This is a genomic window from Krasilnikovia sp. M28-CT-15, from assembly GCF_047159595.1.
GTDB lineage: Bacteria > Actinomycetota > Actinomycetes > Mycobacteriales > Micromonosporaceae > Actinoplanes.
Genome location: NZ_BAAGAK010000001.1, coordinates 3,413,761 through 3,427,888 on the forward strand (window position 1 = coordinate 3,413,761; position 14,128 = coordinate 3,427,888).

The window sequence follows — 14,128 nt, forward strand, 5'->3', positions numbered from 1 at the left end:
CACCGGCTCACCCGGCGCGGGAGGGGCGATTCGTCGCCCCGCCCGCGCCGCGTCGTTGCACCCGGTGTGAATACCGGGACCACTGCCGCCGGCCTGCCGGGTTCCCGTGCACCGGACACCGATTCCGGGCCGGCGCCCGGCGCAGCCGCTCCCCGCGCGGAGAACCCGCCCGGGCCGGCCGGTGGGGCGGCCCGGCTCGGCTGGCTCGACGCGCTGCGCGGCTTCGCCGCGCTCACGGTCGTCTGGTTCCACCTCAGCCCCGTCGTGCTCGGCCCCGGCCGGCACCTGCGCATCCACCACCACATCGACCTCGGCAAGTACGGGGTGCTGCTGTTCTTCCTCGTCAGCGGGTACGTGATCCCCATGTCGCTGGAGCGGCACGGTTCGCTGCGCCGTTTCTGGGTCGGGCGGCTGTTCCGGGTGTACCCGGCATACCTGGTCACGGTCGCGGTCACCGGGATCCTGGCGCTTGCGGGGCTGGGGGGCGTGCGGGCATCGCTGCGCGCCGATCCGGTCACGGCGGTGCTGGCCCACGCCTCGATGCTGCTCGACCCGCTGGGCCTGCGCGGGACGGTGCGGGTCTTCTGGACCCTGTCGTACGAAATGATCTTCTACCTGGTGGTGGCCGGCCTGTTCGCGTGGCGGCTGCACCGGCACAGCGGCTGGTGGGCGGCCGGGCTGGCGGTCGTGGCCCTGGTGGCGGGCCCCCGCCTGCCGGACGGGATGTTCGCCGCGGACCCGGCCGGGCGGCGGGTCACGGCGGCGGTGCTGCTGGTGGCCGTCGCCGCGGTCGTCGCCGCCGGCCTGAGCGGGCGACGGCGTCTCGCCGTGGCCGCGGGGACGGCCGGGATCGCCTTCCTGATCCTGCCCGCGATCGACGGCCACCCCACCGCCGACAGCACCGTCGTCGCGTCCTGGCAGGGCCTGCTGCTGCTGGCGGTCATGTTCTCCGGCACGGTGGTCTTCCGGGCCCAGCACGGGCAGCTGGGGCGGTGGCCGGCCGCGTTGGCGCTGGCCGCCGTCGGGGGCGGCACCGTGGCGGCGCACTGGGCCCATCTGCCCGGGCGCACCGCACACCTGGTCTGGCTGACCACGGTGGCGGCGGTGGCGGCCACGTTCGCGGTGGCGTACGCGATGCGGCGGCGCGCCGTGCCGAGAATCCTCGCTTGGCTGGGCACGATCAGCTACTCGCTGTATCTCCTCCACGTCGTGGTGCTCGGTCAGGTGACCCGGCTCATGCCGGATCTGGCCTCCCGTCCGGCGCCGCTGCGAGTCGTCGCGGGGGGCGCGTTCCTGCTGCTGGCCCTGGGGGTGGCTGCGGTGTCGCAACGCCTGGTCGAGCGGCCCGGTCAGGCGCTCGGGCGGCGGCTGTTACGGGCCTTGGAGGGGGCGCCGGGTCCCGCACGGAGCGTGCCGATCACCACCGAGCGTGCCGCGCCGCGTACCCGCAGACGACAAGAGACCCGGCGAAGCGTCTAGGCTCGATACATGGGCTCGGGGATCGACGTGGCGGGCGGAGTGACGGCATGAGCGTTCGACGGATCATGGGCACCGAGGTCGAGTACGGAATCTCCGTGCCAGGCCAGCCCGGGGCCAATCCGATGGTCACCTCATCGCAGGTGGTGAACGCGTACGGGGCGCGGCCGGAACTCAACCGGGGCGGCCGTGCGCGCTGGGACTACGAGGAGGAGTCGCCGCTGCGGGACGCCCGCGGCTTCACCTACTCGGGTGCGGCCTACGATCCGGCGGACGCGCTGGCGGACGAGGACCTGGGCCTCGCGAACGTGATACTGACCAATGGGGCGCGGCTGTATGTCGACCACGCCCACCCGGAGTACAGCACGCCGGAGTGCACCAACCCGATGGACGTGGTGCGCTGGGACAAGGCGGGCGAGCGGGTGATGGCCGAGGCGTCGCGCCGGGCGGCGACGATTCCCGGGGCACACCGGATCCAGCTGTACAAGAACAACACCGACAACAAGGGTGCCAGCTACGGCTCGCACGAGAACTACCTGATGCGCCGGCAGACCCCGTTCGCGGACATCGTCGCGCATCTGACGCCGTTCTTCGTGACCCGGCAGGTGTTCTGTGGCGCCGGGCGGGTCGGCATCGGTCAGGACGGCACCGGGGCCGGTTTTCAGATCTCCTCGCGGGCGGACTTCTTCGAGGTCGAGGTGGGCCTGGAGACGACGCTGAAGCGGCCGATCATCAACACCCGCGACGAGCCGCATGCCGACGCCGACAAGTACCGGCGGCTGCACGTCATCATCGGTGACGCGAACCTGTCGGAGATCGCCACGTACCTGAAGGTGGGCACCACGGCCCTGGTGCTGAGCATGATCGAGGCGAAGATCTTCACCGGTGAGCTGGGCATCGCGGACCCGGTCTCCGAGCTGAAGGCGGTCAGCCACGACCCCAGCCTCAAGCACCTGGTGCGGCTGCGCGACGGGCGCCGGCTGACCGCGCTGGACCTGCAATGGGCGTACTTCGAGCGGGCCCGGCTGTTCGTGGACGACCGCTACGGCGACGATGTGGACGAGCAGACCGCGGACGTGCTGCGCCGGTGGGAGACGGTGCTGGACAAGCTGGGCCGCGACCCGATGCTGTGCTCGGACGAGTTGGACTGGGTGGCCAAGCTGCGGCTGCTGGAGGGCTACCGTGAGCGGGAGAACCTGGGCTGGTCCTCGCCGAAGCTGCAGCTGGTCGACCTGCAGTACTCCGACGTGCGTCCGGAGAAGGGGTTGTATCACCGGCTGGTGGCCCGTGGCTCGATGAAGACGCTGCTGGACGAGGCGGAGACCCGCAGCGCCATGGTGGAGCCGCCGGAGGACACCCGGGCCTACTTCCGCGGCCGCTGCCTGGCACAGTATGCGTCCGAAGTGGTCGCGGCCAGTTGGGACTCGGTCATCTTCGACGTCGGCCGGGAATCGCTGGTGCGGGTCCCGATGATGGAGCCCGAGCGGGGCACCCGCAAGCATGTGGGGGCGTTGTTCGACCGCTGCGAGAGCGCGAAGGACCTGCTCGAGGTCATCACGAGTCGCTGAACGGACAGGCGGGGAGAGAAACACCCGGTGCGACAGGGGTTTTCGTCGTACCCGCGAGGTAGGTTTTTCCCAACCCGATGGTGCGGCCGGGCCCCGCGGGTGGGGGCTTTGCACCCGGGGACGCTCGGCTGGGCGATGTCGGGCAACGAAGGCGATGAAGGGGGACTCAGATGGCAACCCGAGACACCGGCGGCCAGTCGCAGTCCGGCAAGGGCCGCCGCGACGAGGAGATCGAGGACGTCACCACAGAGGCCAACCCGGAGGTCGCCGAACGGCACGCCGAGATCACCGAGGATGTGGACGACCTGCTCGACGAGATCGACTCGGTCCTGGAGGAGAACGCGGAGGAGTTCGTCCGCGGATATGTACAAAAGGGCGGCGAGTAGCACTTAGGGAGCGAATCGGACATGCCACGGGGGCTGGACGACCGCGACGGAGAGAGCTCGGTCGAGTTCGACGAGTTGATGTTGGCCCAGGAGGGTCGGTGCGCCATCTGCCGGGCGCCCGACCCCCAACACCTTGATCACGACCGTCGCACCGGATGGGTGCGCGGGATATTGTGCTTGGACTGCTTTGGCGGCCTCGGGCGGTTTCGGGACAGCCCGGAGCTGCTGGCCGAAGCGATCACGTATCTGAAGGGAACCACGTGGCATCGGGTTTTGATCCATCCGGGCGTCTTCCAGATGTGTTCACCAATGCGGGGACGTCCTCCTTCACGCAGTTCCTGAGTTACGCGGCGCCCGAACTGCTGCCGGGTCGGCGGCCGCTGCCGCCCGGCATGGCCGCCGAACTGGCGCCGCACGGCACCACGATCGTGGCCATCGCGACCGCCGACGGTGTCGTGATGGCCGGGGACCGGCGCGCCACCATGGGCAACCTCATCGCCAGCCGGGATATCGAGAAGGTGCACCCCGCGGACGCGTATTCGTTGATCGGCATCGCGGGGACCGCCGGTGTCGGCATCGAGCTGATGCGGCTGTTCCAGGTGGAGCTGGAGCACTACGAAAAGATCGAGGGCGCGATGCTGTCCCTCGACGGAAAGGCCAACCGGCTGGCCTCCATGGTCCGCGGCAATCTCGGCGCGGCCATGCAGGGCCTCGCGGTCGTGCCGCTGTTCGCCGGGTTCGACCTGACGCCGGCCGACCCGGCCAAGGCGGGGCGCATCTTCAGCTTCGACGTGGCAGGCGGCCTCTACGAGGAAACCGGCTTCGAGGCGATCGGCTCGGGCTCGCTGTTCGCCAAGGCGGCGCTGAAGAAGCGGTACCGGCCGGGCGTCACCACCGCGGAGGCGATCCGGCTGGCAGTCGAGGCGCTGTACGACGCGGCGGACGACGACACCGCCACCGGCGGCCCGGATCTGACCCGCAAGATCTACCCGGTGGTCATGACCGCCACGGCGGAGGGCACCCACCGCCTCGCCGAATCGGAGATCACCTCGGTGGCCGAGGACGTGGTCGCCGGGCGGATGGAGAATCCGGGCGGCTGAGCGTCGGCGCTGTTCGCACGACCCCTGCCATCCGGTCATCGAAGGAGTAGCCACCCGTGGCAATGCAGTTCTACGCCTCGCCCGAGCAGGTCCAGCGCGACCGCTCGGAGTACGCCCGCAAGGGCATCGCGCGCGGCCGCTCCGCGGTCGTCCTCAGCTACGAGGGCGGCATCCTGCTGGTCGCCGAGAACCTCACCTCGCTGCGCAAGATCAGCGAGATTTACGACAAGATCGGCTTCGCGGCCGTGGGCCGCTACAACGAGTTCGAGAACCTGCGCCGTGCCGGCGTGCGGATGGCTGACCTCAACGGGTTCAGCTACGACCGCCGCGACGTCACCGGCCGGGGGCTCGCCAACGCCTACACCCAGACGCTGGGCGCCATCTTCTCCGAGACGCAGAAGCCGTACGAGGTGGAGATCTGCGTGGCCCAGGTCGGCGCCACGGCGCAGGACGACGAGCTGTACCGCATCACCTATGACGGCTCGGTCATGGACGAGCCCGGCTTCATGGCTATGGGCGGGCAGGCCGAGGCGATCTCGAATGTGCTGAAGGAGCGTCACAACGTCGCCGCGGACCTGGGCGCCGCGCTCAAGCTCGCGGTCGAGGCGCTCGGCAGCGTCGGCGGCGAGAACGGCGCCGCCCGGGAGCTGGGCCCCTCCCAGCTGGAGGTGGCGTTGCTGGACCGAAGCCGCAAGGGCCGCGCCTTCCGGCGCATCGCCCCGGCGGCACTGACGACCCTGCTCGAGGGCGGCAAGGACCTGCCCGAGCCGGAGAAGGAGAACCCGACCGGGGACGCCGTGCCGCCCGCGCCCGCCGAGGCCAAGCCCACGGTGTCGGCCGCCTCCGAGGATCTGGAGGGCACCGCCGACAGCGACAGCTGACGACGGCGGTGGAGACCGCGGCGGCGGACTAGCGGCTGCCGCGGCGGCGGAGACCGCGGTGGGCGGACTCGCGGCTGTCGCGGCGGCGGAGACCGCGGTGGGCGGACTCGCGGCTGTCGCGGCGGCGGAGACCGCGGTGGGCGGACTCGCGGCTGTCGCGGCAGACTCGCGGCTCTGCTGCGGTGCGGCGACGCGGTCGCGCCTCAGTCGATGACCAACGGGGCCCACCATCGCTCGTTGTCGCGGTACCAGCGGACGGTGGTGGGCAGGCCCTGGGCGAAGCCGACGCGCGGGCGGTAACCCAGCTCCCGGCGGATCTTGCTGTCGTCGAGGGCGTACCGGTGGTCGTGGCCCATGCGGTCGGCCACCGTCACGATCGACTTCTCGTCCGCGCCGCACTCGCGCAACAGCATGTCCGTCAGCTCCCGGTTGGACAGCTCGGCGCTACCGCCGACGTGGTACACCTCGCCGGGTCTGCCCCGCAGCAGCACCAGCGCCGTGGCCCGGCAGTGGTCGTCGACATGGATCCAGTCGCGGACCTGCAGGCCGCTGCCGTACAGCGGCACGGTGCGGCCGGACAGCAGGTTCGTCACGAACCGGGGGATGAGCTTCTCCGGATGCTGGTACGGGCCGTAGTTGTTGGCGCACCGGGTCACCGTCACCGGCAGCCCGTACGTGCGGTGGTAGGCGAGCGCCAGCAGGTCCCCGCCCGCCTTGGTGGCGGCGTACGGGGAGGTCGGCGCCAGCGGGGCCTGCTCGTCCCACGTGCCGGTGTCGATCGAGCCGTACACCTCGTCGGTGGAGACGTACACGAATTTGCCGGTGCCGTGGCGCAGCGCCGCGTCGAGCAGCACCTGGGTGCCCACCACGTTCGTGACCGCGAACGGCGCCGCTGCCAGGATCGAGCGGTCGACGTGTGACTCCGCCGCGAAATGCACGACCGCGTCGTGGCCCCGGAGCACAAAATCCACCAGCGCGGCGTCGCAGATGTCGCCCGGCACGAAATCCAGCCGCCGGCTCTGCGCGACCGGGCCGAGGTTGTCGAAGTTGCCCGCGTACGTGAGCTTGTCGAGCACCGTGACCCGGGCCCCGGCCAGGCCCTCCAGCGCGTCGGTGAGCACCGACCGCGCGAAGTGGGAGCCGATGAATCCGGCACCGCCGGTCACCAGAAGGTTCATCAAAGCGGCAGTTTATCCGCCGGGAGCTGCGGCGGGGGCGGTAGATGGCGACCAGTAGGCCACGCTGCGTGATGGTGATTTCAGGGATCTGTGAGCGTCGAGGTGGTTTGTGACTGCCGCTGATGCCCCTTGGGCGGCTAGTGTTTCGTCATGGAACGGCGAATCTTCGGCCTCGAGACCGAGTACGGCGTCACGTGCACCTACCGGGGTCAGCGGCGGCTCTCTCCGGACGAGGTGGCCCGCTACCTGTTCCGCCGCGTGGTGTCCTGGGGGCGCTCCAGCAACGTCTTCCTGCGCAACGGTGCCCGCCTCTACCTCGACGTCGGATCCCACCCCGAGTACGCCACCCCCGAGTGCGACTCCGTGACCGACCTGGTCGCGCACGACCGGGCGGGCGAGCGGATCCTCGAGGGCCTGCTGGTCGATGCCGAGAAGCGCCTGCACGACGAGGGGATCGCGGGCGAGATCTACCTGTTCAAGAACAACACCGACTCGGCCGGCAACTCGTACGGCTGCCACGAGAACTACCTCGTCAGCCGGCACGGCGAGTTCGGCCGCCTCGCCGACGTCCTCATCCCGTTCCTCGTCACCCGCCAGCTGATCTGCGGCGCCGGCAAGGTGCTGCAGACCCCGCGCGGCGCGGTGTTCTGCCTGTCCCAGCGCGCCGAGCACATCTGGGAGGGGGTCTCCAGCGCTACCACCCGCAGCCGCCCGATCATCAACACCCGCGACGAGCCGCACGCCGACGCGGAGCGCTACCGCCGCCTGCACGTCATCGTCGGCGACTCCAACATGAACGAGGTCACGACGCTGCTGAAGGTCGGCAGCGCGGACATCGTGCTGCGCATGATCGAGGCCGGGGTGGTGATGCGGGACCTGACGCTGGAGAACCCGATCCGGGCCATCCGCGAGGTCAGCCACGACATCAGCGGTCGCCGCAAGATCCGTCTGGCCAACAACAAAGAGGTCAGCGCCCTGGAGATCCAGCAGGAGTACCTGGCCAAGGCCACGGAGTTCGTCGAGCGGCGCGGGGGCGACCAGGTCGCCAAGCGCGTCGTCGAGCTGTGGGGCCGGGTGCTCAACGCGATCGAGAGCGGGGACCTCACCCCGGTCGCCCGCGAGATCGACTGGGTGAGCAAGCTCAAGCTCATCGAGCGGTACCAGGCCAAGCACCAGATCCAGATGTCGCACCCGCGGATCGCTCAGCTCGACCTCGCGTACCACGACGTGCGTCGCGGCCGCGGCCTGTACGCCCTCATGGAGAAGCGCGGGCAGATCGACCGGGTCTCCAACGACCTGCAGATCTTCGAGGCGAAGGAGACGCCGCCGCAGACCACCCGGGCGCGGCTGCGCGGCGAGTTCATCCGGCACGCCCAGGAGAAGCGGCGCGACTTCACGGTCGACTGGGTGCACCTGAAGCTGAACGACCAGGCCCAGCGCACCGTGCTGTGCAAGGACCCGTTCCGGGCGTACGACGAGCGGGTGGAACGGCTCATCGCCAGCATGTGAGCGCGGACGGATACGCTGGTCGGGCCATGTCCACGCGCCCGCCCGACCAGCAGCCACCCGACCGGCCATCCGAGGGGGGTGCGCCGGGCCAGCGCCCGGAGCGTACGGCCGAGGACGTGCTGTGGAGTCGCGTGCAGCGGCGCCGCGAGAAGATCCGCGCCGAGATCCAGCGCAACCGCGAGGGCGGTCACCGCATCCCCACCTGGGTGCTGGCCACGCTGCTGGGCCTGCTCCTGCTCGGCTGGCTCTATCTGATCGTCACCCGCTGAATCTGATCGCCACCCTTCGGCACGCCTGCGGATCAGGCCGAGGTGGCGGCGGCCAGCAGGGTGGCGGCGTGGCGGCCCGCCGCGGCAGCGGTCAGGAAGTAGGCGTGGTCGGCGTCCAGGCCGCGGCCCATCGTGGACAGGGTCACCGGGCTGGCCCGCAGCGCCTCGTCCAGGCCGGCCACCGGCACCCGGATCAGGCGGTGCCGTACGGTCAGCGGCGCCACCGCGGCGGCCACGTCGGTGTCGAGCCCGGCGGGCAGCTCGGTAGGCAGCACGAGGTCGGCGCGGGCCAGCGCCACCCGCCCGTACGCGGTGAGGCTGTGGTGGGAGAGGCCGTGGTGCCGGGCCCTGGCGTCCCCGGCCGAGACCCGCAGTGAGCCCACTGGCCGCCCGCCCAGCGCCGCCACGGCGTTGACCGCCTCGCCCACCGCCACCCCGGAGAAGCCCCAGGTTGTGCCGGTGCCGAGGTTGCCCGGTCCCTGTGTCACCACCGCGACGTCGGCCTTCAGCACGTGCCGCGCCGCCAGCAGCCCGGTGTGGACGGTGCCGGCTTCCAGGTCGCCGCCGAACGCCTGACCGGTCGTCACCGTGCCCACGAGGTGCCCGCGCAGCCCGTCCAGGGTGCGCGAGAACCAGGCGGGCAGGGCGCCGCCGTCGGTCATCACGTACGCCACCCGGGCGTCGGGTCGCTCGGCGTGCACCCCGGCCAGGATCGCGGGCAGCGCGGAATGCAGGTCGGCCGTGACCACCGGCAAGCCGTCGAGGCCCTCTGCCGCGGCCATGGCGGCACGGTACGGAGATGCCTCCTCGTCGACGCCGAGCAGGATCGGCTGCAGCGGGGTGTACCGGGCCTTGACCAGGTGGCCGGCGTCGCGGGTGCTGCCGTCCGCGGCCGGGTCGGCCGGGAGCCGGTCGGGCAGCGCCACCACCAGGGCGTACCCGCCGGTGCCCAGCCCCATGACCAGGGCGCCCACGTTGAGCAGCACCCGGTCGCCCGCCTCCGGGTCGCCGGTGAGCTGCGGGTACGCCAGCGCGCGCAGTTCGCCGTCCGGGGTCCGTACGTCCAGCTCGACCGCGCCCCGCCAGCGCCGCCGTACCCTCGTCACCGTTCCGGACCGCCACCGCACCATGGCGGCCAACCTATCGGTCGGCGGGGCCCTCGCCGTGGCGGCGCCCGGCGCCGCCACGCGTCAGGCCCCCATACGGGCAGGCACCAGCGCTCGTCGTCGGCGCCGGGCGGCCGGTGCGGGGTGCCGGGACAGCGGCCGGCCGGGGCGGGCTGGGAACCGGACTCGGCGTGTACCGCCAACCTCCGTCGAGGCTGCTAGCGTTTCTGCCGTGTCGCGGACCCGTACCGAACGCCTGGTGAACCTGGTGATCTGTCTGCTGTCCACGCGACGGTTCCTGACCGCCGCGCAGATCGCCGCGACCGTGCCCGGTTACGAGCACGACCCGGCCGATCCGCGAGACCACGAGGCGTTCCAGCGCAAGTTCGAGCGGGACAAGGCGGAGCTGCGCGAGCTGGGGGTGCCGCTGGAGACCGGCACGGCCAGCGCCTTCGACAGTGAACCGGGCTATCGGATCGCGCACCGCGAGTACGCCCTGCCGGACATCCCTCTCGAACCGGACGAGGCCGCGGCGGTCGGCATCGCCGCCCGGCTGTGGCAGCACGCCGGGCTGGCCGCCGCCGCCTCCTCGGGCCTGGCGAAGCTGCGCGCCGCCGGGGTCGACGTCGACCCGCAGGCCACCCTCGGCGTGGAACCCGTCGTGACGGTCGACCCGTCGTTCGGCCCGCTGACCGCCGCGGCCCGCGACCGGCGGGCGGTCACCTTCGACTACCGGGCCCCGGAGAACGACACGGCGGCCACCCGCCACCTCGAACCGTGGGGCGTGGTCTGCTGGCAGGGCCGGTGGTATGTGGTCGGCCACGACCGGGACCGCGACGCCACCCGGTGCTTCCGGCTGTCCCGGATCGTCGGCAACGTCCGTGCCGTCGGCCGCACCGGCGTCTTCACCCCACCCCCGGACGTCGACCTGATCAGCCACGTCGCCCGGTGGTCCGGTCCGGTGGTGCACACCGGCCGGGCGATTGTCCTGGCCCGGACCGGCCGCGCCGCCGGGCTGCGGCGGATGGCCGAGCACACCGAGCCCGGCCCGGGCGGCGACCGGCTCACCATCGCGTACGCGGATGTCGAGCGGCTGGCCGCGACCCTGGTGGGCTACGGCGCCGACGTGCGCGTCGAGGACCCGCCGGAGTTGCGGGAGGCGGTCATCCAGCAGCTCAAGGAGGTCGTCGCCCGGCACGAGGGCGTCGCCCGCCCGGCAGGGGTGTCGACGTGACGCTTCAGCCGCGCACACCGGCACACCGCGCGTCCGCCGACCGGCTGGGCCGGCTGCTCAACCTGGTGCCGTATTTGCTGGCCCGGCCCGGGATCCGGGTCGCCGAGGCAGCCGCCGACCTGGGGGTCACGGAACGCCAGCTGCGCGAGGATCTGGAACTGCTGTGGGTGTGCGGCCTGCCCGGGTACGGCCCGGGGGACCTGATCGACATGGCGTTCGACGGTGACCGGGTCACCATCACCTACGACGCGGGCATCGACCGCCCGCTGCGGCTCACCCAGGACGAGGCGCTGGCCCTGGTCGTGGCGCTGCGGATGCTGGCCGAGACGCCGGGCACCGGCAACCGGGACGCCGTCGAGCGGGCCCTCGCGAAGATCGAGGGGGCGGCCGGGGACCTGGCCGACGCGCCGGTCGCGGTGCGGCTGCCCGCCAACGCCGAACGTCTCGACGCGATCCGTTCGGCGGTGGAAGGCGGGCGCGCCCTGCGCCTGACCTACTACACCGCGGCCCGCGACGAGACCACCGAGCGCGTCGTCGATCCGATGCGGGTGCTCATGGTGGGTGCCCGCGGATACCTGGAGGCGTGGTGCCGCCGCGCCGAGGCGACCCGGCTGTTCCGCATCGACCGCATCGACGCATTCGCCGAGCTGGCGGAGCGTGCCGCGCCGCCCGCGCAGGCGGTCCCGCACGACGTCACCGGCGGGGTGTTCCACCCCAGCGGCGACCTGCCGCTGGTCACCGTCCGGGTGGGCCGTGGCGGCCGGTGGATCACGGAGTACTACCCGGTCGAGGAGGTGCGCCGCGACGGCGGCGGGTGGGTGGTGGCGATGCGCGTCACCGATCTGGGCTGGGCGCAGCGGCTGCTGCTCGGGCTCGGCGCCGACGTCACCGTGCTCGGCCCGCCGGAGCTGGTCGACCGGATCCGCGCGCAGGCCGCGACGGCTCTGGATCAGTACGCCGCGCCTCATCCCGCGCCGCCGCGGGCCGCCCGCTAGGCTGACGGGGTGATGTGGCTGATCTGGGGTCTGGTCGTCCTCGTCGCGGTGCTTGTCCTCGGAGCGGCCCTGTTCTCCCTCGGTGGCCGGTTGGCCGGGCTGCAGCGGGCCGCGGTGCGGCTCCAGCGGCGCCAGCAGGAGGCCGCCAAGCTGCAGGAGAAGGCGCTGACGCTGCAGCGTACGGTCGCCGACGTGCAGCAGCAGGCGGAGCAGCTCCAGCGCCGGGCCGAGTCGATCAAGGCCGGACGCGGATAAACCAGACGTCCGGCCGGGGCCATGCGAAGAATCTGCACGTACCATAGATCCGGCATACTGCCAGGACCGTTGTCCCACCGACTGGAGTCACCACCATGGGCGCCCTCAAGCCAGTGCACCTTCTGATCTTCGCGGCCGTCATTCTGCTGCTGTTCGGTGCGAAGCGGCTGCCCGACGCGGCGCGCTCGCTGGGTCGGTCGCTGCGGATCATCAAGGCGGAGACGAAGGGCCTCATCGACGAGGACAACAACCTCGCGGAGAAGGCCGAGCCCCAGCAGGCGCGCCAGCCGCTGCACCCCACGGAGATCCACCAGCCCGGCGCCGCGGGCGGCCAGCAGCAGCCCCAGGGTTACCAGCAGCCGCAGCAGCCGTTCGTCGACCCGGTTCAGCGCACCAACGACCGCTGACCGCCCGGCATGGCTCTGACCCTGCGCCGTCGGGGGCCCAGCACCTTCGCCAAGGCCGCCGACGGCTCCATGACGCTGCTCGAGCACGTACGGGAGCTGCGTAACCGCCTGTTCTGGGCGTCGCTGGGCCTCGTCGCCGGCCTGATCGTCGGCTTCCTCGTCTCCGACTGGGTCTTCCACCTTCTCAGCGGACCCTACTGCGACCTGGACAGCTCGTGGGTGCCGAACAAGTTCGGTGTACCCGAGTGTCGGTTCCTGACCCTCGGCGCCACCGACTCGCTGGTTCTCAGGCTGAAGATCGCGCTGTGGGTCGGGCTTGTTGTCGGTGCTCCGGTCTGGCTCTACCAGCTATGGGCATTCGTTGCCCCCGGTCTGCACCGGCATGAACGCAAGTGGGCGTACATCTTCGTCGGGATCGCGGCGCCGTTGTTCATGGGTGGCGCGGTGCTCGCCTATTTTGTGGTCGGGCACAGCCTGAGGTTCATCATGGAGGCCGGTGTCCTCCGGCAGTCTCAGCAGCTCGAGGTCGTCGCCTACGTGGACTTCGTGACGACCATGCTGCTGCTGTTTGGTGTGGCGTTCGAGTTTCCGCTGATCCTGCTGATGCTCAATTTCACCGGTGTGGTGTCGGCGAAGCGGCTGCTCAGTTGGTGGCGCATCGTAGTGTTTCTGTCCTTCGGATTCGCCGCCGTGGCCACCCCGGACCCAGGGCCGTTCGGAATGACCCTCTTGGCCGCCTGCATGTCGCTGCTGTACTTCCTCGCCGTGGGTGTTGCATTCCTGAACGACCGGCGCCGAGGTCGGGGCGAGCCGATGTACGGGAGCCTGGACGACAACGAACTCTCGCCGATGGAGGAAGAGCAGCAGCCGATTGGTGCCAGTGACCCGATCGACGCACCCGCGCCGATCGAGAAGCCCAGTCCGGTGTCGCAGCCATTGCCGCTGACGGACCACTTCGACGACGTAACCTGACCTCGAGTTTCTGGTCAGGTGCGGCGGTGGCCGCTGACAAGGGGGCCGGCTCGGCCGGCTTTCCGAACCTCGCCGACCTTTTGAACCCACCCCCTTCCCCTGCCTTCGGTTGGGGATGCGGCGTCGTCAATTCAGGGCAGTTCGAATTGCATTCTTTGCACTGGATGTCATGTTTCGACGCAGTGCCTTGTCGGGTTATCGCGACCGCCCGCGAATTTTCGAGACTATCTAATTAAGATTTGTTGTGTGTGAAATGCCACTTCCACGGTGGGTCAATCGATCACAAATCATGACACGTCAAGCAAGAGTGAGGCCGTGATACTTTGATTCGCCGCTACCTTTCGAGCCAATTCGAGGAGAATTGTGTCCAAGCTTTTCAAGCGACTTGCTGTCTCGTTCGCCGGTGCCTCCGTGATCGTTGGACTTGCGGCGACGCCTGCCTATGCGCACGACCTTCGGGTTGAAGGGCCGTGGGGCTGTGGCAACAACCCGCTCAACCAGCGTTGCGGATATGGGCAGGTGCGCGACCAGCATGAGATCGTGGACGCCTGCGACGTCAATGCTGATGGGGCGGGCTTCTATGTCAAGTACGAACTGCGTAACGGTTCCTTTGGCACGGTTGGTGACGGCAATGGCGCAAAGGCCGGCTGCGGCATCAAGCGGGTCGGAAGTACAAGCAAGGTTGCAAAGATTCAGGTTTGTTCGGACTACATGGGTATTTGTCTGCCGTGGAAGGACGCCTGAGACGGGTGAGGAATTCTCCGACATCGCCTCCGGTGCGCTGACCGTTGC

General features: G+C 70.6%; 16 protein-coding genes. 14 read left to right on the forward strand and 2 right to left on the reverse strand.

Translation table 11 applies throughout. From position 1 onward, the window contains the following. Positions 1-66: 66 nt before the first annotated feature. The 6 genes from ACMCNO_RS15875 to prcA all read left to right on the forward strand — a co-directional run bounded on the left by ACMCNO_RS15875 (position 67) and on the right by prcA (position 5,411). On the forward strand, positions 67-1,479 hold the full coding sequence (locus ACMCNO_RS15875; RefSeq protein ID WP_412750210.1) for an acyltransferase family protein: 1,413 nt from the start codon (positions 67-69) through the stop codon (positions 1,477-1,479). Positions 1,480-1,526: 47 nt separating this feature from the next. After that, positions 1,527-3,044 carry a depupylase/deamidase Dop gene (dop, locus tag ACMCNO_RS15880; protein ID WP_412750211.1) on the forward strand — a complete coding sequence of 506 codons (1,518 nt, stop codon included), beginning with the start codon at positions 1,527-1,529 and terminating at the stop codon, positions 3,042-3,044. Between the two features lie 170 nt (positions 3,045-3,214). Next, entirely contained in the window at positions 3,215-3,430 is a 216-nt protein-coding gene (locus ACMCNO_RS15885; RefSeq protein WP_412735697.1) for a ubiquitin-like protein Pup, read from the forward strand. Positions 3,431-3,508: 78 nt separating this feature from the next. Beyond that, a complete protein-coding gene (locus ACMCNO_RS15890) occupies positions 3,509-3,772 on the forward strand; it encodes an endonuclease VII domain-containing protein (RefSeq protein ID WP_412753713.1) in 264 nt (87 codons plus the stop codon). Beyond that, complete coding sequence (gene prcB / locus ACMCNO_RS15895; protein ID WP_412750212.1) at positions 3,691-4,530, forward strand: proteasome subunit beta; 840 nt, start codon at positions 3,691-3,693, stop codon at positions 4,528-4,530. Before ACMCNO_RS15890 ends, prcB begins: the two co-directional genes overlap by 82 nt. Before the next feature lie 56 nt (positions 4,531-4,586). Further along, a complete protein-coding gene (gene prcA / locus ACMCNO_RS15900; protein ID WP_412750213.1) occupies positions 4,587-5,411 on the forward strand; it encodes a proteasome subunit alpha in 825 nt (274 codons plus the stop codon). A 203-nt stretch (positions 5,412-5,614) separates the two neighbouring features. Here the strand turns inward: prcA and rfbB are convergent, their stop codons facing one another. Beyond that, entirely contained in the window at positions 5,615-6,589 is a 975-nt protein-coding gene (gene rfbB, locus ACMCNO_RS15905) for a dTDP-glucose 4,6-dehydratase (protein WP_412750214.1), read from the reverse strand. A gap of 150 nt (positions 6,590-6,739) precedes the next feature. Here rfbB and pafA point away from each other — a divergent pair, with 150 nt between their 5' ends. Together pafA and ACMCNO_RS15915 are read left to right on the forward strand one after the other, a co-directional pair. Beyond that, positions 6,740-8,098, forward strand: coding sequence for a Pup--protein ligase (pafA, locus tag ACMCNO_RS15910; RefSeq protein WP_412750215.1), 1,359 nt, complete (start codon positions 6,740-6,742; stop codon positions 8,096-8,098). A gap of 26 nt (positions 8,099-8,124) precedes the next feature. Next, positions 8,125-8,367, forward strand: coding sequence for a hypothetical protein (locus ACMCNO_RS15915; protein ID WP_412750216.1), 243 nt, complete (start codon positions 8,125-8,127; stop codon positions 8,365-8,367). Positions 8,368-8,399: 32 nt separating this feature from the next. Here the strand turns inward: ACMCNO_RS15915 and ACMCNO_RS15920 are convergent, their stop codons facing one another. Next, positions 8,400-9,497, reverse strand: a complete 1,098-nt coding sequence (locus tag ACMCNO_RS15920) for a DUF3866 family protein (RefSeq protein ID WP_412750217.1) — start codon at positions 9,495-9,497, stop codon at positions 8,400-8,402. Between the two features lie 208 nt (positions 9,498-9,705). On the opposite strand from ACMCNO_RS15920, the gene ACMCNO_RS15925 reads away from it, so the two are divergent. The 6 genes from ACMCNO_RS15925 to ACMCNO_RS15950 all read left to right on the forward strand — a co-directional run bounded on the left by ACMCNO_RS15925 (position 9,706) and on the right by ACMCNO_RS15950 (position 14,080). Beyond that, positions 9,706-10,707, forward strand: coding sequence for a helix-turn-helix transcriptional regulator (locus tag ACMCNO_RS15925; RefSeq protein WP_412750218.1), 1,002 nt, complete (start codon positions 9,706-9,708; stop codon positions 10,705-10,707). Then, positions 10,704-11,702 (forward strand): helix-turn-helix transcriptional regulator, encoded by a 999-nt coding sequence (locus ACMCNO_RS15930; protein WP_412750219.1) that lies wholly within the window; start codon positions 10,704-10,706, stop codon positions 11,700-11,702. The genes ACMCNO_RS15925 and ACMCNO_RS15930 overlap by 4 nt, the downstream gene beginning before the upstream one ends. A 12-nt stretch (positions 11,703-11,714) precedes the next feature. Continuing rightward, entirely contained in the window at positions 11,715-11,957 is a 243-nt protein-coding gene (locus ACMCNO_RS15935) for a hypothetical protein (RefSeq protein WP_412753714.1), read from the forward strand. Between the two features lie 95 nt (positions 11,958-12,052). Then, positions 12,053-12,364: a Sec-independent protein translocase subunit TatA gene (gene tatA / locus ACMCNO_RS15940; RefSeq protein WP_412750220.1), complete on the forward strand. Its 312-nt coding sequence runs from the start codon at positions 12,053-12,055 to the stop codon at positions 12,362-12,364. A gap of 9 nt (positions 12,365-12,373) precedes the next feature. Next, positions 12,374-13,336: a twin-arginine translocase subunit TatC gene (tatC, locus tag ACMCNO_RS15945; RefSeq protein ID WP_412750221.1), complete on the forward strand. Its 963-nt coding sequence runs from the start codon at positions 12,374-12,376 to the stop codon at positions 13,334-13,336. Positions 13,337-13,699: 363 nt separating this feature from the next. Next, complete coding sequence (locus ACMCNO_RS15950) at positions 13,700-14,080, forward strand: hypothetical protein (protein ID WP_412750222.1); 381 nt, start codon at positions 13,700-13,702, stop codon at positions 14,078-14,080. The last annotated feature ends 48 nt before the right edge of the window (positions 14,081-14,128 follow it).

Excerpts from the sequence above, each read along its gene's own strand:
- rfbB (WP_412750214.1), bottom strand. The coding sequence starts at position 6,589 with ATGAACCTTCTGGTGACCGGCGGTGCCGGATTCATCGGCTCCCACTTC.
- pafA (WP_412750215.1), top strand. The coding sequence starts at position 6,740 with ATGGAACGGCGAATCTTCGGCCTCGAGACCGAGTACGGCGTCACGTGC.
- dop (WP_412750211.1), top strand. The coding sequence starts at position 1,527 with ATGAGCGTTCGACGGATCATGGGCACCGAGGTCGAGTACGGAATCTCC.
- ACMCNO_RS15890 (WP_412753713.1), top strand. The coding sequence starts at position 3,509 with ATGTTGGCCCAGGAGGGTCGGTGCGCCATCTGCCGGGCGCCCGACCCC.
- ACMCNO_RS15885 (WP_412735697.1), top strand. The coding sequence starts at position 3,215 with ATGGCAACCCGAGACACCGGCGGCCAGTCGCAGTCCGGCAAGGGCCGC.
- ACMCNO_RS15920 (WP_412750217.1), bottom strand. The coding sequence starts at position 9,497 with ATGGTGCGGTGGCGGTCCGGAACGGTGACGAGGGTACGGCGGCGCTGG.
- ACMCNO_RS15935 (WP_412753714.1), top strand. The coding sequence starts at position 11,715 with ATGTGGCTGATCTGGGGTCTGGTCGTCCTCGTCGCGGTGCTTGTCCTC.
- tatC (WP_412750221.1), top strand. The coding sequence starts at position 12,374 with ATGGCTCTGACCCTGCGCCGTCGGGGGCCCAGCACCTTCGCCAAGGCC.
- tatA (WP_412750220.1), top strand. The coding sequence starts at position 12,053 with ATGGGCGCCCTCAAGCCAGTGCACCTTCTGATCTTCGCGGCCGTCATT.
- ACMCNO_RS15915 (WP_412750216.1), top strand. The coding sequence starts at position 8,125 with ATGTCCACGCGCCCGCCCGACCAGCAGCCACCCGACCGGCCATCCGAG.